We start from the raw sequence: 23,345 nt of genomic DNA, 5'->3' as shown, positions 1-23,345 counted from the left end.
TGGGCTCCGTACCCGTTGCGACAGGGGTGTCGCTCAACGTAGGCGCGGGAAGGGTCCGCGGTGACCAAGGGGGGAGGGGACGGGCCGTGACACAGTCGCTGGCGCGACCGGCGCAGCCGCACGGCTCCGTGCCCGGGCCCGGGCATGACGCGGATCACGCGGGTGACGCGGGTGACGCGGACTGCGCGCATGACGCGCACGGGCCGCCGCCACGCACCAGCGCGTGGAACGAGGGCGTACGCCGGCTGCGCGCCGGGGCGGCGACCGAGCCGGGGCGGCTGCGGGTGATCGGTGCCGTACTGGCGCTGCTGATCCTGGTGTTCGGTGCCGTGACGGCATGGCAGTCCTCCGGCCGTACGGACGCGGCGGACGCGGTCATCGAGTACAGCCAGCCGCTCAGTGCGGACGCGGCGCGCGTCTACCGTGCGCTGGCCGACGCGGACACGGCCGCCTCCAGCGGCTTCCTCTCCGGTGGCGACGAACCCCGTGCCATGCGGGAGCGCTACGACCGGGACGTGCGGAAGGCGTCCTCGCTGCTGGCGTCGGCGGCGGCCAACTCGCGCGGCTCGCAGTCCGCGCAGCGGCAGATCGCCGAACTCAACCGCGGACTGCCCGTGTACACGGGGCTGGTGGAGTCCGCGCGTGCCAACAACCGGCAGGGCCTGCCGCTCGGCGGTGCCTATTTGCGCTACGCCAACGAACAGATGCGCGGCGAACTGCTGCCCGCCGCCGAGCTGCTGTACACGGCCCAGTCCGCACGGCTCAAGACGGACTACGCGGACGCGACGGAGCGGCCGTGGCTCGCGCTCGCCGCCGGCGGCATCGTCATCGGTGCTCTGGTGTGGGCCCAGCGGCGCAACTACCGACGCACGAACCGGGTGTTCAACATCGGTCTGCTGGGCGCCACGGCGGCGTGCCTCGTCACGCTGCTGTGGCTGACGGGCGCGCACCTCCTCGGCAAGTCGGCCCTGGACGAGTCCGACCGGAGGGGCGCGCAGTCGCTGCGTGTCCTCAACCAGGCATGGATCGGCTCCCTCCAGGCGCGCGGCGACGAGAACATGACGCTCGCCGCGAGAGGCGCGGGCAGCGCGTACGAGGAGAGTTACCGCAAGCAGATGGACGAGGTCGCCGGCCGGCGAGGGGGGACGGGCGAGGGCGCGGGCGGTTTTCTGGGGCGGGCCTCCGCGCTCGCCGACGACGCGCGGGCGCGGCGGCCCGTGCAGGAGGCCGGGGAGTCGGTCGCGCTCTGGCGTGAACGGCACGAGAAGGCCCGCGCGCTGGACGATGACGGGGACCACGAAGCGGCCGTCGAGTTGGTCATAGGGGGCAGCGGCAGCACCGACGAGACCTTCGACAGGGTCGACGACAGTCTGCGCGCGGCCACAGCACACGAACAGGGCGAGTTCGAGGCGGAAGCCGTCGACGGTCGCGGAGCGCTCGGCAGCGTGGCAGGCGCTTCCGTCGTGCTGGGGCTGTTCGGTGCGGTCTCGGCACTGGCGGGCATCGGGCGCAGGCTCTCGGAGTACCGGTGAGGGGGGACGGGATGGGAAGGGACGAGGCGGCGGTACGGGGTACGGCCGTACCTGCGGGCCGGGACCGCGAACCCCGCGAACCCCGCAAACAGGCCGGTCACGCAAAGCCGTTGGCTGTCGCCGCAGCCGGTCTCGGATTCGTCGTCGCGGTGCTCGTCTCGACCGTGCTCTCGGTCAGCGGGACGCACGCCGACGGACGTACGGCAGCCGCCCGCCACGCACTCTCCGGGGACCGGACGACCCGAGCGGCCGCCCCCGGCGCCGAGAACTGCGCCGACGGTGAGGACCCCGCGCGCAGCCTCAAGCCCTCCTCCGACGCCGGGCCCGCCGTCGAACGCATCGAGGATCGCGGCCGGCTGGTCGTCGGCGTCGACCAGAACAGCTATCTGTGGGGCTACCGCGATCCCTCCACCGGAGAGATCGACGGCTTCGACATCGATCTGGTCCGCGCCATCGCCAAGGACCTGCTCGGGAAGAACCCCGAGATCACGTACAAGACCGTCCCCACCGATCAGCGCATCCCCGCGGTCAGGAAGGGCGAGGTCGACATGGTCGTGCGCACCATGACCGTCAACTGCGAACGGATCGAGGAAGTCGCCTTCTCCGCCCCGTACTTCGAGGCGGGTCAGCAGCTGCTCGTGCCGAAGAGGGACGCGCGGGTCACCGGTTTCGACGGCAGTATGCGCGGCAAACGGCTGTGCTACGCGGAGGGTTCGACGGCGCAGACGCTGATGGCGATGGGCGAGTACCGGAAGCTGGGAGCGCGGCCGGTCGTCGTCGCCAACCAGCTCGACTGCCTCGTGCGGCTCCAGATCGGCCGCGCGGACGCCACGCTGACCGACAGCGCTCTCGGTGCCGGCCAGGCCGCGCAGGACCCGTCCGTCGAACTCATCGGCGAACCGGTGACGGCCGAACCGTACGGAGTCGCGATGAATCTGGACGACGAGGATCTGGTGCGCCGGGTCAACAGCGTGCTGGACGACTACCGGAAGGGCGGCGACGACAGTCCCTGGCGTACGTCCTACGACAAGTGGCTCGCCGACGACATCATGGGTACGGACGACGGGAGGGAACCCTCGCCGCCGAAGCCGAAGTACCGGGACTGACCGCCCGGCAGCACAGCAGACCACGAGCCGGCAGACCACGAGCCGGCTGAAGACGAGACAGCAGTCACGACAGAGCAGCGAGGTGATCGATGGGGCCCGCGGGACCCACCGGCCCGGTGATGAGCCGGGAGGAGGCCGACCGTGCGCTGGAGCGGCTGACCGCTGAGCACGAAGCGGTCGAGTCGTCGCTGTTCGCACTCCAGGACCACGCGGGCCGCCGCCTGCTCGAAGGCGCGCGGCTCACCGGCACGACTGCTCACCGGTGGGCGCAGGCCGAATCGGCGATCACCCGGCTGTGGAACGTCTTCGAGAACTACAGCGCGGCCCTCACCGAGGCACAGGAGGTGCGGGAGAGGCGCCGGTGGCCCAGCCGTGAGGATCTCGTCGAGCTCACACAGCTGCTGCGCGGCCCGCGCACCGTTGCGGGAAGCGTCCCGGACGCGGACGCGGGCAGCGGCGCGAGCGGTCCCGAGGGGGCGCGGCCGGCCGGGGAAACGACGCTGAGCGGCCTGGTCGAGTGGATGAACAACTGGTACGCGCAGGCCCTGGACGTGGTCGCGGCTGCCGACTCGGTCTGGTCCGCTCTGCCCGCGCGGATAGACATGCTGGCCGCCGAACTGCGGCGCGTGCGCTCACTCGCGCACTCCGTGGGCGTGCGCCCCGGTGAGCACCCCTCCGGGGACGAACTGGAACGCACCACCGAGGAACTCACCGCCCTGCGCGCCGAAGTGGTCGCCGACCCGCTCGCCTTCTGGATTCCCGCGGGCGGCAGCAGCGCCCCGGGCGGCGGCCGACCGGACACCTCGCGCTACGACAGCGCGGCGCGCGGGCTGGAGGACATCCGGCGCGAGATCGACGCCGTGCTCAATGTGCGCCAGGACGCCGAACAGCGCCTGATGAAGCTGCGCGACGTCCTCTCCCGCGCGGACCGTACGCTCGCCGAGGCCCGCGAGGCGCGCGGCGAGGTGCTCGCCAAGATCGCCGCGTCCGAGGTCCCCGCCGTCAGCGGCCCGGCGACCACCCTGCACGAACAGCTCTCCGCCGCAGCCGAGTTGAGGCGGCGCTCCGCCTGGCACCGGTTGTCCCCGCTGCTGGAGAGCCTGGAGCAGAGCGCGGAGGACGAACTGCAGCGGGCGCGCGCCCAGCTCTCCGCCGTGACGGAGCCACTGGCCGTACGGGCGGAACTGCGCGGCCGTCTGGACGCGTACAAGGCGAAGGTGGCACAGCACGGCAGGGCGGAGGACCGGATGCTGAGCGAGCGGTACGACGCGGCACGCCGGATGCTGTGGAGCGCGCCGTGCGATCTGCGGGCGGCGGAGGACGCGGTGCTGCGCTACCAGCGTGCGGCACAGGACGTCCTCGCGCCGCGGGAGAGCGGCACGCCGGCGGAGGGAATGGCCGACTCGTGAGCGGGACGCAGGGACGAGCGGAGCTCCCGGGCACAGGTGCACCCGGCGTCGCCACACCGCCAGACGCCGCCACCGCTCCCGGTGGCCGCCCGGCCCTCGGCTCGGCCGCCGGCCCGGCCCCGGAGCCGACCGCCGGCCCGGCCTCGGAGTCGGCCCTGAACAAACCCTGTCAGCGCCCCGGTTGCGAGGGACGCTACGACGGCACGGACAGCGCGGAGCTGTGCTGTGACACCTGCGGGCTGGCGCCCGTCGTCGCACCGGGCGGCATGCTCGGCTCCGCCCCGACCGGGGTGACGAGCGCGATACGCGGGACGGCGGGAGCGGCCGCCGCAGAGACTGCCGGACCGGACGCCGCGCCTGAGCGGGATTCCGCACCGACTGCGCCGGCGTCGGGACCGGCGTCGGACCCGGCGTCGGGTCCGGGAGTGACGTCAGCCGCCGACTCCGCCCGTCCGTCCGGCCGTTCGTCCGCCCGTTCGTCCGCCCGTTCGTCCGCGCGCTCGCGGTCGTCGCGGCGTTCGGTCTCCGGCCGGCTCTCCCAGGGGCGGTCACGGCCGGGCACCGCCCGCGCCGTTTCGGTACGCAGCTCCCGCTCGTCCGCGACCGGTTCGAGCCGCGCGAAGCTCGGTGCCGGCCTGGTGTCCGTACCGCCGGTCCCGAAGGCCGACCCTGGCACCGTCGTGCTGGACGATCCGGAGGTGCCCGAGCGCAAGCGGTTCTGCGGGAACAGTGGGTGCGGCGTCGCGGTGGGGCGTTCGCGCGGGGAGAGGCCCGGACGGACCGAAGGCTTCTGCACCGGGTGCGGGCACCCGTACTCCTTCGTGCCCAAGCTGCGGCCGGGGGATGTGGTGCACGGTCAGTACGAGGTCGCCGGCTGCCTCGCACACGGCGGGCTCGGGTGGATCTACCTGGCCGCCGACCACGCCGTCTCCGACCGCTGGGTCGTGCTCAAGGGCCTGCTCGACACGGGCGACCAGGACGCCATGGCTGCCGCGATCTCGGAGCGGCGCTTCCTCGCGGAGATCGAGCATTCCAACATCGTCCGCATCTACAACTTCGTGGAACACCTCGACCCGCGCACCGGCAGTCTCGACGGCTACATCGTCATGGAGTACGTCGGTGGGAAGTCCCTGAAGCAGATCGCCAACGGCCGCCGCAACGCGGCCGGCCGGCGCGATCCGGTCCCTGTCGAGCAGGCCTGCGCGTACGGTCTGGAGGCGCTCGACGCGCTGGGGCACCTGCACAGCCGGAACCTGCTCTACTGCGACTTCAAGGTCGACAACGCCATCCAGCAGGAGGACCGGCTCAAGCTCATCGACATGGGCGCGGTGCGGCGTGCCGGCGACCTCGAGAGCCCGATCTACGGAACCGTCGGCTACCAGGCGCCGGAAGTCGCACGGTTGGGGCCCTCGGTCGCCTCCGACCTCTACACGGTGGCCCGCACGCTGGCCGTGCTCACCTTCGACTTCCAGGGTTGCGCGAACGTCCACGCGGACAGCCTGCCCGAGCCGCAGAGCGTCGAGGTCTTCCAGCGGTACGAGTCCTTCTACCGCTTCCTGGTACGCGCGACGGACCCCGACCGGCAGCGCCGATTCGCCTCCGCCGCCGAGATGTCCGAGCAGCTGACAGGAGTGCTGCGTGAGGTCGTCGCGCTGCGGACGGAACGTCCACGGCCGGCGGTCTCCACGCTCTTCGGCCCCGAACCGCGTGTGGTGGCCACCGCTTTGACGGAGCACGCGCCGCCCGTCCCGCCGGACCCCTCCGGCTCCGGGCCGGAGGAGGCGGGGCCCGTACACCCCGTACATCCCGCACGGCTGCCGCTGCGTGCCACGGCTCTCGCCCTGCCGGTGCCGCGCACCGACCCGGACGATCCCAACGCGAACTTCCTCGCGGGACTGCCCGCGTCGGCGCCCGACGAACTGATCAGCGCCCTGCACGGGGCGCCCGGTGACTCCGTCGAGTTGCGGCTGCGCGAACTGCGGGCGCGTCTGGAGCTGGAAGGCGCAAAGGACCGTAACGCCGTCGCCGAAGCCCTGGACCGGCTGGAGACACGCCACCCCGAGGACTGGCGGGTGGTGTGGCACCGTGGGCTGGCGGCGCTCGTCACCGGGGACCGGGAGACCGCCGCGCACGCGTTCGACGCGGTCTACGACGCCTTCCCCGGCGAACCGGCGCCCAAGCTCGCGCTGGCGGTCTGCGCCGAGCAGCTCGGACAGCTGGACAACGCGGCCGAGTTCTACCGCCTGGTCTGGACGGCCGACCGCGCCTTCGTCAGTGCCGCTTTCGGACTCGCGCGCGTACGGCTCGCCACGGGCGACCGGCACGGCGCGGTCACGGCACTGGAGTCCGTGCCGGAGGCGTCCATCCACTTCACGGCCGCGCGTATCGCGGCCGTACGTGCGCGCATCAGGCAGCGCGCACCGCACGAACCGCTGCTCGAGGACCTGTACGCCGCGGCGCACCAGGTCGAGCGGCTGCGGGACGTCGGGCTCGACGCCCCGCGCAGGGAGACGCTGACCACAGAGGTACTGGGCAGCGCGCTGGACTGGGTGCTCGCGGGCCGCAACGGGGCTGCTCCCGGCCCCGCTCCCGCGCGGCCCGAGCCGCTGCTCGGCAGCTCGCTGGACGAGAAGGGCCTGCGCAGCGGGCTGGAACGCTCGTACCGGCTGCTCGCCCGGCTCGCGCAGTCCGGCACCGAGAGGATCGAACTGGTGGAACGGGCAAACCGATTCCGCCCCAGGACGTGGGTGTGACGATGCTTGATCAACTGTCCGCGTGCCCGAGCTGCTCCGAGCCGCTCGAGGCAGGTGACCGCTTCTGCGGCATGTGCGGTGCCGACCTGACAGCGGTGCGCACGGGGCCCGGTGCCGGTCACGACGGGCCGCCGCCCGCACCGCCTGTTGCACCGCCCGCACCTCCCGTGGCACCTCCCGGGGCGCCCGTGACACCTCCCGGGCCGCCCCCCGCACCTCCCGTGGCGCCTCCCGCACCGCCTGCGGCCCCTCCCGGGGTACCTCCGGCGGCGGCCGCCCCGAACGAGCCGGACTTCACGCTGCCCCCCGCGCAGGAGGTACCCGCCCCGCCGGAGCACCCCGCCGCCCCGGAGCAGCCGTACGCACAGCCGCAGCCGCAGCCGCAGCCGCAGCCGCAGCCACAGCCCTACGGAGAGCCGGGCGAGGCACCGGGCCCCACCGCGGCGGACCCCCGTACCACCGACCCCCGGGTCGTGCTGGACGACGTACCCGGGGGCGAGGCACTGCCCGCGCCGGAGGCGGGCTTTGAGAACGGGACGCCGGGCAGCGCCCTGCGCGCGCTCATCGACGCCGAACACCCTCCGCGCTCCTCCGCCCCGTCGGGGGCCGTGCCGCGCTGTGTCGCCTGCGGCACCGGGGCTGTCGACGGTGCCGGCTACTGCGAACACTGCGGGCACGAACAGCCGCGCGAACGCGACCACATGGAGGGCGAACTGCCCAGCGTCGCCGCGGCCAGCGACCGGGGACTGCGCCACCACCGCAACGAGGACTACTTCGCCCTGTACGAGGCGGTGACGGCGCACGGCTCCCCGGCCACCATCGCCGTGGTCTGCGACGGAGTCTCCTCTGCGACCCGTCCCGACGACGCCTCAGCCGCCGCGTCCCGGGCTGCGAGCGCGTCGATGCGTGAGGCGCTCCCGCAGGGAACGTCCGCGCAGCAGGTCATGCACGACGCCCTGCTCGCCGCCGCACAGGCGGTCACCGCGCTCGCAGCGGAGGGCCCCAACGAGCCGTCGAAGAACGCCCCCGCGTGCACGATCGTCAGCGCGCTCACGGCGGACGGCATCCTCACCGTCGGGTGGATCGGTGACAGCCGCGCGTACTGGGTTCCCGAGGACCGCACCGCACCCGCCGCCCGTCTGACCGAGGACGACTCCTGGGCTGCGCAGATGGTCGCGGCGGGCCTGATGAACGAGGACGAGGCCTACGCGGACGCCCGTGCGCACGCCATCACCGGCTGGCTCGGGGCCGACGCGTACGAGATCGAGCCGCACACCGCTTCGTTCAAGCCGGACTGTCCGGGCGTCGTGGTCGTCTGCACGGACGGGCTGTGGAACTACGCCGAGTCCGCCGGGGCGATGGCGGCGGCGGTGCCCGCCGACGCCCGTACCCGTCCGCTCCAGTCCGCGCAGCGACTCGTCGGTTACGCCCTCGACGGCGGGGGCCACGACAACGTCACGGTGGCCGTCGTCCCCTTCCCCGTCCCGGGAGGGGGCGTACCGGTCTGACACAGGCGGCTGCACGAAGCGCCGCCCGCGCCCTGGCCCCGCTGCCCCGTCGACGGCAGGTCGCGCACCGTACGGGGCAGGTGGAGTCCGCCTCGCCCGTCCGGTGGGGACCGGAACCGCACAAGCCGCGACGAAGGAGGTGCGAGGGCGGAACTGTGCCGCGCCGTGCAGTCGGCGACCGGGTCCGGAAATGCGGATATTTCGAAGTTGCATTCGAAGGTGGTGGACGTGGTCGACGCCGCGAGCGGTACTGTTCGGCTGAAGGCGAAGGTCGCCGAGGCAGATGAGATGACACTGGAGACGCGGTCCACGAAGACGGTCCGCGCGAAGAAGTGACGGAGCCCGCGAGGGACGTACCGCAGGTACGGAGTCGAGGAGTACGAGGGGGAGGCACTCACCATGCCGACTTGCCCGAACGGACACCAGTCGGCCGCTGACGACTGGTGCGAGGTATGCGGTCACCGCATGGCCGACGCATCGGCCGCGCCGGCCGGTGCCGTCCCGCCGCCGCCCTCCCCGCCGGTTCCCGGAGGTGGCTACGGCTACCCGGGGCCGCCCTCCGCGCCGGGTGCGCCCGGCGCTCCCGGCCCCTCCGCGCCCCCGCAGCAGGGCTACGGCTATCCCGGACCCCCCTCCGCCGGCCCCGGCCCGCAGGGCGGACCCGGTGCGCCCGGCGGGCAGCCGCAGGGCGAGTCGTGTCCCCAGTGCGGTACCCCACGTGAGTCGCATGCGCCCTTCTGCGAAGCCTGCCGCTACAACTTCCTCACGAACACGCCGACCAACTTCGCCCCGGCGAACCCGCCGCAGCCCGGCGGCTTCCCGCAGCCGGGCCAGCCGGGCCAGCCGGGCCAGCAGAACCAGTCCGGCCAGTTCGGTCAGCCGGGTCAGTTCGGTCAGCCCGGCCCTCCCGGTCAGCAGAACCAGCCCGGCCCTCCCGGCCCTCCCGGGCCGCCGCCGCAGGGCGGTCCCGGTCAGCAGCCGCCCCCGGGTCCGTACGCGCCGCAGCACCAGCAGGGTCCGCCCCCGCCTCCGCCGTTCCCCGGCGGAGGCCAAAGCCAGGGGCAGGGGCAGGGGCAGTACGACTATGAGAACTCGGGCCTCTCCCAGGTGAACCGGCCCGCGGAACCGCTCACTTCGGAGCCGCCCGCACCGGGCGGCCACGGCGGGTTCCCCGGCCAGAGCCCCGGCCCGGGACCGGGCGGTCCGCAGCAGCCCTCACCCCCCAGCGGCGACTGGATGATCCCTTCCCCCGGCGCACCGGCACAGCACGAACAGCAGCAGGGCCCGCCCCAGTCCTTCCACTCCCAGCAGCAGGGCCCGCCTCCTCCGCAGGGCCAGCCCGGCCCCGTCCAGGCGATGCAGCAGCAGGCCATGCAGCAGCAGGGCGGGCAGGCCACGGGGGAGTGGGTGGCCGTCATCGCGCCCGACCGGGAGTACTTCACCGCGATGATGGACCGCAGCGGTCCGGAGGCGTCGAGCCTCAACCTGCCCGCGTACTCCCCGGAGCAGCAGCTGCCCCTGAACGGCAGCCAGCTCACCATCGGCCGCCGCCGCCAGTCCACCGGTGAGGCGCCCGACATCGACCTTGCGCGTACTCCGGAGGACCCGGGCGTCTCGCACCAGCACGCCGTGCTCGTCCAGCAGCCCGACGGGAGCTGGTCGGTGGTCGACCAGAACTCCACCAACGGCACCACGATCAACGGCGCGGAGGACCCCATCCAGCCGTTCGTGCCGGTCCCGCTCAAGAGCGGCGACCGCGTTCACGTCGGTGCGTGGACGACCATCACCGTGCACCGTACGTAGCGCGGACGGCCCCCTCGGGAACCGTTCAGCGCGGAGTCAACTCGCAGGGGTGGCTGAGCAGATTGCTCAGCCACCCCTGTCGGTTGACTCCCCGCTCGCCGTTTCCGCAGGCGCGTGCGACGCCGCTCAGACCTCCGCTGCGGGCACGGAGCTCCAGCCCCAGCATGGGGCTGTTGATCCTCGCATCGGCAGTGGGCAGTTGCAGCGGGAGCAGCACGCGCAGATCGCGGTCCTCGGAAGCGGACGCGAAGCCGAGAGCACCGTCGTGCTCCAGCCGCAGTTCGGTCCGGCTGTCCGCCAGCACGCGCAGCGTTGCCGGAACCTCCCCCTCGGGTGTGCGGATGCTGCCCGCCCAAGTGCCCTGCGGGAGGCCCACCGGGGTGTGCGCGACGGGTCGGGCCGGAGTGATCTGCTCGACCCTGAAGCCGGGGACCAGCTCGCCCAGCACGTACCGCACGACAGCGTCGCGTGCCGCTTTCCCGGTGGAGTTGGAAAGCACCGCGACCGAGAGCCTCTGATCGGGCACGGCCACCGTCATCGCCGCCACACCGCCCATGCCGCCGCCGTGGCTGAGCAGCACGGGCCCGTCGCCCGACGACACGCACCAGCCCAGTCCGTAGCCCAGGTGCGGGGTGACGGGCAGCGCATCGAGCGTGGCGGCGGCGGTTTCCGGGCGCAGCAGACTGTCGCGGGACTGCGCGAAGAGCGCCAGCTCCGGCGCCGTGCCCCAGCCCAGCGACGCCCCGGGATGGCTGGAGCCGCAGACCGCGGGATAGGGCCGGCCGTCGGCCGTGTAGCGGACCGCTGACGCATCCGGCACGGGATAGGAGGGGCCGAGACGGCAGCCCGTGAGCCCGAGCGGTTCGAAGACCCGGTCCCGGACGTACTCCTCCAGCGACCGTCCGGCCGCCGACTCCAGCGCCCGGCCCAGAAGCCGGTATCCGAGGTTGGAGTACTCGAAGCCGCTGCCCGGCCTGCGGTACAGCACGGCGTACCGGTCCGCGTCGAGCCGGCTTCTGCCGCCGCCGTAGTGGAAGTCGTAGTGAGCGCCCAGCCCGCCCCGGTGCATGAGTAGTTGGCGCACTGTCGGAAGGCCCCACCCGGCATGCTCGCCCCCGGCCGGGCCGTGCTCGCCCACGGTCTGTACGGGCGTCTCCAGGTCCAGCAGCCCCTCATCGGCCGCGACGCAGACGGCGGTCGCCGTCACCGGTTTGGTGACGGAGGCGAGCGCGTATGCGGTGCGAGGCGTGGCCGGAAGCCTCGCTGCGACGTTCGCCCAGCCGTACGCCTCGGCGAGGACGACCTCGCCCTCTTCGGCCACGGCGACCGAGACCGACGGGCAGCCGTGTTCCGCGAGCGCTGCCGTGCAGCGTTCGTCCAGCTCGTGCAGAGCCCGTGGCACTCCCGTCATGTCGGCACCGTGTAGTGCGCGCGCAGCCGCGCGTGCGCGTTCGGTGGTGCGCCCGCGTGGTCGAGGCCGAGAAGTGCCGAGCCGAGGACGGGCGGTGCGGTGACGACCTGCGGCCGGGCGTGCGGCGCGGCGGCGGCCAGCTCCCGCAGGAGGTGGCCGTGCAGCAGAGGGTGACGGGCCGCGGCGATGCTTCCGCCCAGGAAGACGGGGGTCGCCCTCTCCCACAGTCCGAGGCGGGCCAGCGTGACCGTCACCATCGTGACGATCTCCTCGGCCTGGCGGCGTACGAGCCGGCGCGCGACCTCGTCGCCCCCGGAGGCGACGGTGAACAGCAGCGGCGCGATCTCATGTGTGCGGGCGCCGGGCAGGTCGCCCATGTGCAGGGCCTCGATCAGGGCGTACATGGACGGCAGCCCGAAGTGCTCGGGCAGCGCGCGGGCGAGCTGTGTGTGCTCGCCGCGGCCGTCGTCCGCGCGTGCGGCGTGCCAGAGCGCTTCGGCGGCCAGTCCGCCTCCGCCCCCGAAGTCTCCCGAGAGTGCGCCGAGTGCGGGGAAGCGGTGGGTGCGGCCTGTGCCGTCCTGGCCCGCACAGTTGATGCCCGCGCCGCAGACGACGGCGACCGCGTGCCGGACCGTGCCGTCGTCCGGCAGCCCGGCACGCAGGATGGCGAAGGTGTCGTTGGCGACGTGTGTGGTGCGGCCCCAGCGGCGCGCGGTGAGGACGGCCGCCAGTTCGCGCTCCTCGCGCGGCAGGTCGGCGTTGGCGACGCAGGCCGAGACGTGCGCGAGTGGCGGCTCTTCCGCCTCGCGGCAGCTCTCCCCGTCGGGCCCGGCTCCGGCATCGGCCAGAGCGAGGGAGACCGTCTCCCAGAGAGAGTCGAGGGCTGCCTCGACGCCGACGGCGGGCGGGCGGAACCCGCCACCGCGGGCGCTGCCCAGGACGGTTCCGTCCGGGGCGACCACTGCCACGTCCGTCTTGGTGTTGCCCGCGTCGACGGCGACGCACGCCGAGGTCACGCCCACGCCAGATGTTCCCGGTTGTGGGCGAGCAGCCTGTCCGTCAGCGCTTCGGCAGTGGCGTACTGCCCGACGAGGGGGTGGGCCAGCAGCGCGGCGAAGACCCTGTCGCGCCCGCCGTGCAGTGCGGCCTCCAGCGCGAGGTTCTCGTAGGCGGTCACGTGGGATATCAGACCCGTCTGCAGCGGGCCGATCTCCGGCGCGGGCAGTGGGCGGGCGCCCCCGCCGCCGACCGTGGCGGGAACCTCGATCACCGCGTCGTCGGGGAGGAAGGGCAGGGTGCCGTCGTTGCGGGTGTTGACGACCTGTACGTCCGGGCCGGGTCCGCCGCCCGTACCGAGCAGCGACGCCGCCAGCGCCGCGGCGGCCTCCGAGTAGAAGGCGCCGCCCCTCCTGCTCAGCAGCGCCGGCTTCTCCGCCAGCGCGGGGTCCTGGTACATCTCCAGCAGTTCGCGTTCCATCGCGGCCACTTCCGCCGCCCGGGACGGCTTCGTACCGAGCTCCTCCACGACCTCGTCGTGCGCGTAGTAGTAGCGCAGATAGGACGAGGGGACGGCACCGAGCCTGTCCAGGAGGCGGCGCGGCATCCGCAGATGCTCCGCCACGGCCTCGCCGTGCTCGTCGAGCAGCCGGGGGAGGACGTCCTCGCCGCCGGGGCCGCCCAGCCGCACGCCCAGCTCCCAGGTGAGGTGGTTGAGTCCGTAGTGGTCGAGGTGGACCGCCTCCGGGGGCACCTGAAGCAGCGCGGCGAACTTGCGCTGCAGGTGGATCGCCGCGTTGCACAGCCCGACGGTCTTGTGTCCCGCCTGCAGCAGCGCCCGTGTGACGATGCCGACCGGGTTGGTGAAGTCGATGATCCACGCGCCGGGGTTGGTGCGGCGCACACGTTCGGCGATGTCGAGCACGACGGGCACGGTGCGCAGCGCCTTGGCCAGCCCCCCGGCGCCGGTCGTCTCCTGCCCGACGCAGCCGCACTCCAGCGGCCAGGTCTCGTCCTTGAGCCGGGCCGCCTGGCCGCCGACGCGCAGTTGCAGCAGTACCGCGTCGGCGTCCGCGATCCCGGCGTCGAGGTCGGTGGTGGTGACGATCTCGCCGTCGTGGCCCTGCGCGGCGAAGATGCGGCGTGCGAGGCCGCCGACGGGCTCCAGCCGGTCCGTCGCCGGATCGATGAGCACCAGTTCGCGGACGGGCAGGGTGTCGCGCAACCGTGCGAAGCCGTCGATGAGTTCGGGCGTGTAGGTGGAGCCGCCGCCGACCACTGCGATTCTCATGTCGTGTGCGATGTCCTTCCGGTGCCGGTGCCAGGGGTGAGGGAGGTGTCGAAGACCTCGTCGCGGGTCGTGGCCAGCGCGCTCGCGAGCGCGCCGTGCAGCACGGGATGTCCGGTGACGGTGCTCAGCCGCATCGCGGGCCTGGGGACGGCGAGTTCGCTCAGCTCCGCCCGTACGAGCTCCCGCAGCGCCGCACCGCCCGCGGTGAGCAGGCCGCCCGCGAGGACGATCAGCTGCGGGTCGAGCACGGCGACCATGGAAGCCAGTCCGACGGCGGTGCCGGTGGCGAAGCGGCGCAGCAGTTCACCGTGCGGTCCGTGACCGCCCTCGCCCTCCGCCGCGACGGCGGCGCGGGCGATCAGCCCGGCTGCCTCCTCGTGCACCGCTCCGTCCGGGGCGTGGGGCAGGCGCAGTTCGTGGGCCCAGCGCAGCACCGCGCCGGCACCGGCAAGCGCCTGGAAGCCGCCGCTGTTGAGGTGCGCGGGGTCGCGTACGAGCGGGGTGCCGGGCACCGGCAGGAATCCGACCTCGCCGGCGCCGCCGGTACGGCCGCGGTGCAGGCGCCCGCCGATGACGAGGGCGGCACCGATCCCCTCCTCGTTCCACAGCAGGACGAAGTCCTCGTGGCCCTCTGCCGTGCCGAACTGCTGCTCGGCGACGGCGACGAGGTTCACATCGTTGTCGTAGTCCAGGGGCACCGGCAGCGCGGCGGCCAACTCCTCCAGCAGCGTGGGGGAATGCCAGCCCGGCAGGTGCGAGGCGTAGCGCAGGCGTCCCGTTCCGGGGTCGAACGCGCCGGGTGTGCCGATGACGACGCGGTGCAGACCGGCCAGGCGCACACCGGCGGCCTCGGCGGCCCCTTCCACGGCCTGTACGAGCTGCTCCGCCGTGCTGTGCCGCCGCTTCACGCTGCCCCGGGCGGCGCGGTCCCGCGGCGTGGGCAGTTCGAAGGTGCCGGTCACGCGGCCGGTGATGTCGGCGACCCCGGCGAGGACACGGGCGGCGGTGACGTCCACCCCGGCGACGTGGGCGGCGTCCGGGTTGACGGAGTACAGCTGGGCGTTCGGCCCGGGGCGGCCCTCGCTGCTGCCGGTGACGACGACCAGTCCGGCCGCTTCGAGACGGGCCAGCAGCTGGGACGCGGTCGGCTTCGACAGCCCGGTGAGCCTGCCGACGCGGCCGCGTGAGAGGGGGCCTTCCGACAGCAGCAGATCGAGGGCGGTGCGGTCGTTCATCGCCCGCAGCACACGCGGGGTCCCCGGCGTCATCCCGGCCATCGGCTGCCTCCGCCCCGAGCGTGCCGGGCGCCGGGGCGGCACCCCAGAGGGCACTGTTAGGAATCTTTCCGATTACGCCGGACAGTAGAGCCCCGCGCTCGGGGGCGTCAATGGGAGGCAGTCCCGAAGGGCAGGCGCGGCCCGGGCGGGGCCGGGGTGCGGGGAGCGGTGCTCAGCTCCGTGCCTTCTGCAGCGGTACGTTCCCGCCGCCGTCGCGGCCTTCCGCTGCGGCCGTACCGGATGCACCGTTCGGGCCCGCCAGGGCGCCCGCGTCCGGCTGCTGCGCGCGGGCCGCCTCCAGCGCCAGCGCCTCCTCGTCCACGCTCTCGATGCCGCGGCGGTCCAGCGCCCGCTTGATGCGCCACCGCAGCTCCCGCTCCACGCCCAGCGCCTTGCCCGGCATGGTCTTGGCCGACACACGGACGACCATCGAGTCGAGTGTGACCGAATCCAGCCCGAGCACCTCGACCGGCTCCCACAGCTGCTCGTCCCAGGGCTCGCTGCGGGCCAGCTCCCCGCCCGCGGTGACGATGGCCGAGCGCACCTCGTCCAGGTCCTCGCCGGAGCGCACCTGTACGTCGAGGGCGGCCGTCGCCCAGCCCTGGCTCAGGTTGCCGACCCGCTTGATCTCGCCGTTGCGGATGTACCAGATCTCGCCGCCGTCGCCGCGCAGCTGCGTCACCCGCAGCCCGATCTCCAGGACGGTGCCGGAGACCTCGCCGACGTCGATGCGGTCACCGACGCCGTACTGGTCCTCCAGCAGCATGAAGATGCCGGCCAGCAGGTCCGTGACGACGTCGCGTGCCCCGAAGCCGAGCGCGACACCCGCGACACCGGCGCTGGCCAGCAGCGGGGCGAGATTGATGCCGAGGTCGGAGAGGACCATGAGCAAGGCGGTCCCCATGATCACGAAGGAGGCGATGTTGCGCAGCACGGAGCCGATCGCCGAGGAGCGCTGCCGCCGCCGCTCGCCGCTGACGAGCAGGCCGCGCAGCGCGTTGCCGCTGTCGGCGGCCTCCGCCCTGCGGTTCACGCGTTCGATCAGCTTGGTGATGGAGCGCCGTATCACGTACCGCAGCAGGATCGCGAAGACCGCGATGAGCAGGATGCGCAGGCCGACGGCCAGCCACGTCGACCAGTTCGCCTCGATCCATCCGGCCACGTCGAGGGCCGACTGATGGGCCTCGTCCAGCGAGGCGGGGCCTTTCGGTCCGCTGTCTCTTCCGGCGTCCCCGGGGCCGTCCGCGAGCGTCGACGAAGGAGCGGAGCCGATCAGCCAGAACACAGCAGAACCCTTCCGTGCGGGGTGACTTCGTCCGCCGTCAGCAGAGCGCGGAACGCGGCAACCACACTAATGGCGCAGGGCCTTCACAAACGCCCGCACTGCTCGGAAGGAGCGTTTTCCGGCCGCCCGCGGCCGCGCGCGGACGACTGTCCGCGACCGTCGTGACTGTTCGCGCGCGGGGCGGGCGGGCCGCGAGGAGCCAGGGGTGTGGTTGAAAACACGCTCAGTGCGTTACCCGGTCGTGGTGGCGGAATGACCAGGGCACGGGACACACTGAGAGCAGATCGTCCCGGCGCGAGCCACGCGCCGCAGACGTACAAGGAGGCACCGTGCCGCATGTCCTGGTCCTCAACGCGTCGTACGAGCCGCTCGGTGTCGTACCGCTGCGTCGTGCGCTCATCCTCGTGCTCAATGACAAGGCGGTCAGTCTCGAGGAGTCCGGCTCCCTGATGCGCAGCGCGACCCGCGTCATACCCGCACCCAGCGTGGTCCGGCTGAAGCGGTTCGTGCGGGTGCCCTTCCGGGGCACCGTTCCGCTCACCCGCCGGGCGCTGTTCGCCCGCGACGGTGGCCGTTGCGCGTACTGCGGGGGCGTCGCGACCAGCGTCGACCACGTCATTCCGCGCAGCCGCGGAGGACAGCACACCTGGGAGAACGTGGTGGCCGCCTGCCGCCGCTGCAACCATGTCAAAGCGGACCGTCACGTCGCCGAGATCGGCTGGCGGCTGCGCCATCAACCCGCACCGCCCTCCGGCCTCGCCTGGAGGATCATCGGCACGGGACACCGAGACCCGCGCTGGATGCCGTACCTACAGCCGTACGGCGCGGACGACGCCCTCGCCCGGATCGAAGGCAGAGCAACTGCCTGAGACCGGGCTTCGTTGTTTCCGCGGGTCCGTGCGCCTCTCCGCGGGGCGGTGCGCCCCGCGGAGCGTTGTGCGGCGCCCGCGCTGCCCCTCGTGCCGCTCCGCGGTCACCTGCCGGGGGCGTCCTCCCGTACGGCATACGCCTCGACCGACCACAGCGAGTAGCCGTAGCGGGTCGCGCGCTTGTCGCCCTGGACACGGACGTAGCGGGTGTCCTCCGGCGCGTCCATCCGGACCACCTCCCGGCCGCCCCTGCCGTCCCGCACCGTCGCGGCGGTACGCCAGCGCTTGCCGTCCGGGGAGACCTGGACGCGGTACTTCTCGGCGTACGCGTCCTGCCAGCGCAGCACCAGCTCACCCAGGCGTGCCGGCTTCCGCAGCTTCAGCTGGAGCCACTCGCCGTCCTCGGCGGGTGAGGACCAGCGGGTGCTCCCGCGGCCGTCGTTGACGGCCGAGGCGGGGAAGTCCGGGGTCTCGTCGGCCGACGAGGACGCCTCCGCGTCACGGGCGAGATCCTTCCCGCCGGTCCGCGGGAAGGCGCGAACGGTCAGGGTGCGCCGCTCGTCGCCGAAGGAGACCGGAATCCGGTGGCTGCCGGGCTCGACGGAGTCGTCGGCGGTGATCTCCAGGTCCGCCTCCGCCGTGCCGCCGCGCGGTACGTCCGTACGGTCCGGGCTGCGCACGGTGAAGCCGTCGGGGGCCTCGGCGGTGATCCGGCCGCGTACGTCGGACGGGCGGTGCGCGCGCACCCGCGCGGTCACCTCGCCGCTGCCGCCGCCGATGGGGGCGTAGATCTCGTCCCTCGACAGGGAGAGCGAGGCTTCCGGGGTGTCGGCGTACCAGGGGGTGATCTCGTGCACGACCGGTTCGCCGGACTCCTCGGACCAGGCCAGGCGCAGGGCGTCGGCCCGCAGCCCGTCGCCGTCGAGCTGGGTCCAGCCGCTGCCGGAGAGCGGGCCCAGGGACCGCCAGCCCCCGCCCGGTACATGCGCCTCGACCCGGGCGCGCGTGCCGGAGCCGGGGCCCGTCTGCACGGTGACCGCCTCCAGGGGACGCCGCTCGGGCAGGCGGACGGTGAGTGCGGGGGTGCTGGAGGAGCTGCCGCCCCGGCTGCCGGACGGCCCGTGGCCGGGCGCTCCGGGCGAGGCCGGTGCGTCCGGTTTCTCCGCTGCGTCCGGTGGCCCCGTCGGGTCCGCTGCGAACCCGCCGGGCAGTGAGGCCCCGGGCAGGGCACTGGGGGGTGCGAAGTAGCCGGTCGCCGGGGCGGATTCCGCCCGGTAGGCGGTGTCCGGATCACCGTCGACGGCGGAGCCGACGGGAGCGCCCGGGCGTGCGGCGGGACCGCCGTGCGCCGTGTGGTCGCCGAATGCCTCTCGGCGTACACCGGACCAGCTGTCGGACGTCTTCAGGGCCCGCTTCTCGAACTCCCGGAGCACGCCCTTGCCGACCACCGCGGAGCCCTTCTCGCCGCCGGCGTGCAGCTTCTTCAGCTCCAGCCGCGCGTCCCAGGCGTCGCCGCCGTCGCCGCGTGCCTGCGCCGTCAGCATCGTCACGGCCGCCTCGCCCGCCTCGCCGCGCCGGGCCAGCTCCTTCAGCCACGGGCGTACTTCGCGGCCGAGGGCGGCGGGCACCCGGTCCTGCGCGGTGCGCATCGCGCGGAAGGCGCCGCGCAGACCGTCCGCGGCCTCGCGCAGCCGCTTCTGCCCGGAGTCCTCCCCGGGGCCGGCGGCGTTCTCGTACGCGGCCCAGAACTCGGCCAGCAGCGGGCGCAGATATGCCGACTCCTCACCGCCGAGCACGGAGGAGGCGTCGTTGCCGGCGAGCGCGTGCACGGCCGCGCGCGTCTCCCGCGCGCTCCCGCGCCCGGCGGAGCCGCCCTGCCCGGCGGAAGGGACGGACACCGCGTCGATGGCCGCGTTCCACGACTTCTGCGGGTCGTAGTCCTTCGGGTTCCAGGCGTAGTCCGCGGCTGTGAACAACGGGATGCGGGAAGCGGTCGGCTGCTTCATCGCGTTCGTCAGCAGGGCGGCCGATCCGGCAGCGACGGCCGGCTCCCGTCCGCGGTAGGGACCGAGGAAGACGCGGTCCTGCGCGTAGTCGTTGACGGGGTAGTTGTCCATGGTGACCAGTGGATGCTGCCGGAACGCGGAGCGCGCGGCGGCCAGTTCACCGCCGGTGATCGTGCGCGGCACGACACCGACACCCGTCCAGGCGACCTGCACGTCCGGCGACAGCTTCTCGGCGAGTGCCGAGCGGTAGGCGGTGGCACCGTCCTGGTAGAACTCGGTCGGCATCACGGACAGCGGTTCCACGTCCGGGTGGCGCTCGGAGAGATGACGGGCGGCCGCGTTGGCCAGCTCGGCCTGAGCGCGTGCGGCGGCGCGCGGACCCGAGCCGTAGGCGCGCGCGTCCTGGTCGCAGTGCCACTCGCTATAACTGACGTCCTCGAAGCGCAGTTGGAAGGCCGAGAAGCCCAGCGCCCGCATCGCGTCCAGCTTCCGCAGCAGCGCCCTGCGGTCCTCCTCGGAGGAGAAGCACAGCCCCTGCCCCGGTGAGACCGCCCAGCCGAGTGTCACGTGATTGCGCCGGGCGCGCTCCGCCAGCGCGCGGAAATCGGCGCGCTGCGCTGCCGGATACGGGTCACGCCAGTGGGCCGACTGCCGGTACGGATCCTCGGAAGAGGCGTAGAGATAGCGGTTCTGCTTGGTGCGGCCGAGGAAGTCGAGCTGCTCCAGCCGCTCCTGCTGGGACCAGGAGGGTCCGTAGAAGCCTTCGGTGGTGCCCCGCACGGCGGCGGTGGGCCAGTCCCGTACGGTCACGCCCGCGAAGCCGCGGCTGCCGTCCTCCTCGGTGACGAGCTGCCGCAGAGTCTGCACGGCGTTGAACAGGCCGGGCCCGTCGGCGCCTTCGAGTGCGACGGTGTCACGGTCGCCGGCACGGCCGGCCGCCAGCCGGTACCCGCCGCGCGGCAGGTCGCCGCGGTCCGGAGCCTTCAGCGCGCGCAGCGCGTCGGCGGCGTGGGTGCTGCCCCGGCGGCTGTCCGCACGCACGATCAGCCCCCGGCCGGGGAGCTGCCGTCCCGGGCGCGCCTCCTCGATGCTGCGGGCGCCCGCCTCCCGCAGGGCCGCGCGCAGGGCGTCCAGTGCGGCACCGTCGGTGCCTTCCTCGGCGACGAGCGTGACGTCACGGCCGACGGGCACGAAAGAGCCTCGCCCGTCCAGCGACTGGGGCCGTGGCCACACGGACGGGGTCGCCCCCTGAGCGTCGGCCTGGCTGTCGGGCGTGTCCGCCGACGGGCCGTCCGGACCGGGCGTGGGAGCGGCCTGCGCGGTGGACGCGCCGCCGAGCAGTCCGCCGATGACGGCTGCCGTGAGCGCGCCCGCGCCCGCTCGCCGTCCCGCTCTCTTGCCGTGCGCCGCTGCGCCCACCACGTCCTCCCCGACGCCCGAATCACACATCGCCGCTTCGCTGCGCCGTCACGTCAGTCCCTGCCGGGCGAGCCCATCACCGCCGCGGTGGGCGTGTCAACGCGAAACCACCCGAAGTGGTGCCGGGACGCGAACGGTTGGGACTCGTCGGGGGCTGGACGCAGTCCGCGGCCCGTCCGGTTCCGCGCCGTGCGTGACGGGAGGGAATGGAGGAGGGAGGGGAGGAGGGAGACGAGGGGCAACGGGCGCGGACAGTGACCGGTGCATCGCTCACCGTTCCGTACGGGCGCGGCCCCTGCGCGTCATGCCCGGCGGACGCAGCGTGACGCCAGGGCGGCGAGGCCCGGACGGAGGGGGAGCGGGAGGACGGAGAGAGGGCGGTGAGAGGGGACGGGCGGGAGCGGAGAGCCGCGATGTGCCCGTCGCCTGGTGACCTTCGACGGGTGGCCTGTAAAATTTTGCGCGAGATGCCCCGAAATCCCGGCGCCCGTTCGTCTCCCACCGACCCGTACGGGCAAATCGCCTGCCTCGGCAAGCGTGACCTCGAACACGTTCCGGCCCCGAGGACGTCTGCGCCCGGCTCGACTGGGTAGGGCCCCCTTCTGACCGTCCGACGACAACTTACGGAGGCACGCCGTGGCCGCATCCGCCGAACTTCTCTCCGCCCCCGACCCGCTCCCCCAACAGGTGCTTCTGAAACAGCAGGTGCTCTCCAAACAGGGGCACGAGCCGGTAGTCCTGTCCGGTGTGTCCGATCCCGACTCCGGACTTGACGGCTCGTGCTACTGCGGCTGCTCCGAGGCGCCGCTCACCTCCGAACCCCCTCTCGCCGACGTCGCACCCCTCACCAGCGAACCGCCCGTCGCCGAACTGCCGCTGACGAGTGAGCCCACCGGAATCGGCTTCGGCACGGACAGCGCGGACATCTGACCGGCGGCGGCCGGCTGAGCCGCCGGCGCCGGACCCGGGGAGACCCGGAGGGACGGCGCCCTCACCCGTCCGATATGTTGGCCGGGTGAGCAACAAGGTCTTCAAGAACACACTGCGCGCCGGCACTGTCACCGTCGGCGCCTCGCTGATGCTGCTGCCGTCGACCCCCGCCTTCGCGCTCACCCGCGACGACGGCGACGACCCGGGGCCCGGGCTGAGCGTCATCGAGACGCTCGGCCTGTTCGTGGCCGCCCCGATCGCCCTCTACGTGGTGATCGCCGGCCTCGTGATGCTCGGCGGCAGGAAGAAACACAGCTGACGGGGCGGCTGCGGGGCGGACGACTCCGTTCCGCGGCGCCACTGTCCCCCGCCCCGCGGTCCTCTGACCGCGGCTCCTCATGGTGAGGGCTTCCCACGCGGCGTCCGGTTCGCCGTCCTTCACGCCGGTCATGCCGTTCCCGGCCGCCGTCCCGTGCGCGCCTTCCGTGCCTTTCCGCGCCTCTCCGGTTCCCCGGCCTCCGCTGCGCCGGACCGGTACCGCGCGCCCTGCCCGTGCTCACGCCCGGGGGAGCCGCGCCGGTCCGTCAGCGTTCCCGGTGAGTGAACCTGATCGGCACTCGAACGTCCGTACTTTAGGGCAGGGTTGTCCGGGTTTGTCGACGGGCTCGTAACAGAGGGTGGAAGCAGGTACGGCGGTGGGAATCGCCCCGGCATGACGTACAACATCCCGCTCTCCCCTCGCCCCCTGAGCCATCTCACCGCCGCTCCCCAGCACCGGGTACTGACCACGCGTGCCCTGCGCGAGCACGGAGTCTCCGCCCTCGCGGCCGACGAGCGCTGCCGGCCCGGCGGCCCCTGGCAGCTGCTGCTCCCCGGTGTCTACCTGCTGCACCCAGGCCCGCCGACCAGCGACGAGCGGCTGCACGCCGCACTGCTGTACGCGGAGGAGCAGCCGGGGCAGATTCCCGCCCAGCACGGAACCGGCCTCGTCGGCCCGCCGGAGGCGATGATCACCGGTCTCGCGGCGCTCACCCTGCACGGCTTCACCGGCGCCCCCTCCCTGCGCGCCCTGGACCGCATCGACGTACTGGTGCCGCGGACCCGCGGACTGCGCTCCACGGGCTGTGTCCACATCATCCGCGGGCAGCAGCTCCCGGAGCCCGACGAGGTCACGGGCCTGCCCGTCGCTCCCGTGCCCCGTGCCCTCGCCGACACGGTCGCGCAGCTCGCGGACGCGGGTGTCGTGGGCCGGCTGCTGGTGGAGTCGGTACGCGGCGGCCACTGCGAAGCGGAAGCGGTCGTGGGGGAGTTGACGCGGGCACGGCTCCTGGGACGCCCGCACGTGCGGGACGCCGTCGCGGTACTGACGGCTGAGGACCGTGCCCTGGCGGAGGGACGTCTGTATGAGATGGTCTTCCGCCACCGGTTGCCCGAGCCCAGCTGGAACGTCGATCTGCGCCTGCCCGGCGGGCCCTGCCTCGGCGGCGTCGACGCCTACTGGCCCGGGCAGGCCGTCGCCGTCGAACTGGACACCTGTGCGCACCGGCACGACGGTGAGACGCAGTGGTCGGAGTACGCCCGCAAGCGCGAGGTACTGGAAGGGCTGGGCATCACGGTCGTCCACCTCACTCCGCACAAGCTGCGCGATGCGCTGGAGCAGCAGGCCGCGATCGTGCGTACCGCGCTGATGACCGCCGTCGAACGCGAACCGGCCGAGTACGTGATCGTGCTGCCCCGCTGAGGGGGGCAC

General features: G+C 73.4%; 16 protein-coding genes and 1 pseudogene. 11 read left to right on the top strand and 6 right to left on the bottom strand.

Features of this window, described 5'->3' with window-relative positions; genetic code table 11:
* Positions 1-86: 86 nt before the first annotated feature.
* The 7 genes and pseudogenes from H343_RS0115185 to H343_RS0115150 all read left to right on the top strand — a co-directional run bounded on the left by H343_RS0115185 (position 87) and on the right by H343_RS0115150 (position 10,111).
* Entirely contained in the window at positions 87-1,532 is a 1,446-nt protein-coding gene (locus H343_RS0115185) for an MATE family efflux transporter (protein WP_078505669.1), read from the top strand.
* Between the two features lie 11 nt (positions 1,533-1,543).
* A complete protein-coding gene (locus tag H343_RS30800; protein ID WP_051265287.1) occupies positions 1,544-2,638 on the top strand; it encodes a glutamate ABC transporter substrate-binding protein in 1,095 nt (364 codons plus the stop codon).
* An 89-nt stretch (positions 2,639-2,727) separates the two neighbouring features.
* Positions 2,728-4,047, top strand: a complete 1,320-nt coding sequence (locus H343_RS0115175; protein WP_028431846.1) for a hypothetical protein — start codon at positions 2,728-2,730, stop codon at positions 4,045-4,047.
* A gap of 155 nt (positions 4,048-4,202) precedes the next feature.
* Positions 4,203-6,800, top strand: coding sequence for a tetratricopeptide repeat protein (locus H343_RS0115165; RefSeq protein ID WP_037903942.1), 2,598 nt, complete (start codon positions 4,203-4,205; stop codon positions 6,798-6,800).
* 2 nt (positions 6,801-6,802) lie between these two features.
* A complete protein-coding gene (locus tag H343_RS0115160) occupies positions 6,803-8,308 on the top strand; it encodes a protein phosphatase 2C domain-containing protein (protein ID WP_078505728.1) in 1,506 nt (501 codons plus the stop codon).
* A gap of 56 nt (positions 8,309-8,364) precedes the next feature.
* Positions 8,365-8,644 (top strand): annotated as a pseudogene (locus H343_RS34255) (hypothetical protein); the annotation flags it as partial.
* A 63-nt stretch (positions 8,645-8,707) separates the two neighbouring features.
* Positions 8,708-10,111, top strand: a complete 1,404-nt coding sequence (locus H343_RS0115150) for an FHA domain-containing protein (RefSeq protein ID WP_028431843.1) — start codon at positions 8,708-8,710, stop codon at positions 10,109-10,111.
* Positions 10,112-10,136: 25 nt separating this feature from the next.
* On the opposite strand, the gene H343_RS0115145 is transcribed toward H343_RS0115150, so the two are convergent.
* The 5 genes from H343_RS0115145 to H343_RS30790 form a co-directional block, all read right to left on the bottom strand.
* Entirely contained in the window at positions 10,137-11,522 is a 1,386-nt protein-coding gene (locus H343_RS0115145) for a serine hydrolase domain-containing protein (RefSeq protein ID WP_028431842.1), read from the bottom strand.
* Positions 11,519-12,544: a BadF/BadG/BcrA/BcrD ATPase family protein gene (locus H343_RS0115140; protein WP_028431841.1), complete on the bottom strand. Its 1,026-nt coding sequence runs from the start codon at positions 12,542-12,544 to the stop codon at positions 11,519-11,521. Before H343_RS0115140 ends, H343_RS0115145 begins: the two co-directional genes overlap by 4 nt.
* Positions 12,535-13,809, bottom strand: coding sequence for a 6-phospho-beta-glucosidase (locus H343_RS0115135; protein WP_028431840.1), 1,275 nt, complete (start codon positions 13,807-13,809; stop codon positions 12,535-12,537). The genes H343_RS0115140 and H343_RS0115135 overlap by 10 nt, the downstream gene beginning before the upstream one ends.
* Positions 13,806-15,086 (bottom strand): ROK family transcriptional regulator, encoded by a 1,281-nt coding sequence (locus H343_RS30795; RefSeq protein ID WP_051265285.1) that lies wholly within the window; start codon positions 15,084-15,086, stop codon positions 13,806-13,808. Before H343_RS30795 ends, H343_RS0115135 begins: the two co-directional genes overlap by 4 nt.
* A 172-nt stretch (positions 15,087-15,258) precedes the next feature.
* Positions 15,259-16,371 (bottom strand): mechanosensitive ion channel family protein, encoded by a 1,113-nt coding sequence (locus H343_RS30790; RefSeq protein WP_078505667.1) that lies wholly within the window; start codon positions 16,369-16,371, stop codon positions 15,259-15,261.
* 329 nt (positions 16,372-16,700) lie between these two features.
* Between H343_RS30790 and H343_RS0115120 the strand changes: the two genes are divergently transcribed.
* Positions 16,701-17,240, top strand: coding sequence for an HNH endonuclease (locus tag H343_RS0115120; RefSeq protein ID WP_028431839.1), 540 nt, complete (start codon positions 16,701-16,703; stop codon positions 17,238-17,240).
* A gap of 104 nt (positions 17,241-17,344) precedes the next feature.
* Here the strand turns inward: H343_RS0115120 and H343_RS0115115 are convergent, their stop codons facing one another.
* Positions 17,345-20,665: a glycoside hydrolase family 84 protein gene (locus H343_RS0115115; protein WP_486586909.1), complete on the bottom strand. Its 3,321-nt coding sequence runs from the start codon at positions 20,663-20,665 to the stop codon at positions 17,345-17,347.
* Positions 20,666-21,301: 636 nt separating this feature from the next.
* Between H343_RS0115115 and H343_RS0115110 the strand changes: the two genes are divergently transcribed.
* The 3 genes from H343_RS0115110 to H343_RS0115100 all read left to right on the top strand — a co-directional run bounded on the left by H343_RS0115110 (position 21,302) and on the right by H343_RS0115100 (position 23,336).
* Positions 21,302-21,595, top strand: coding sequence for a hypothetical protein (locus H343_RS0115110; protein WP_028431837.1), 294 nt, complete (start codon positions 21,302-21,304; stop codon positions 21,593-21,595).
* An 85-nt stretch (positions 21,596-21,680) separates the two neighbouring features.
* Entirely contained in the window at positions 21,681-21,914 is a 234-nt protein-coding gene (locus H343_RS0115105) for a hypothetical protein (RefSeq protein WP_028431836.1), read from the top strand.
* A 393-nt stretch (positions 21,915-22,307) separates the two neighbouring features.
* Complete coding sequence (locus H343_RS0115100; RefSeq protein ID WP_028431835.1) at positions 22,308-23,336, top strand: hypothetical protein; 1,029 nt, start codon at positions 22,308-22,310, stop codon at positions 23,334-23,336.
* The last annotated feature ends 9 nt before the right edge of the window (positions 23,337-23,345 follow it).

The sequence above is a fragment of the Streptomyces sp. TAA204 genome, from assembly GCF_000424965.1.
This window is presented reverse-complemented; position numbering and strand designations above follow the sequence as displayed.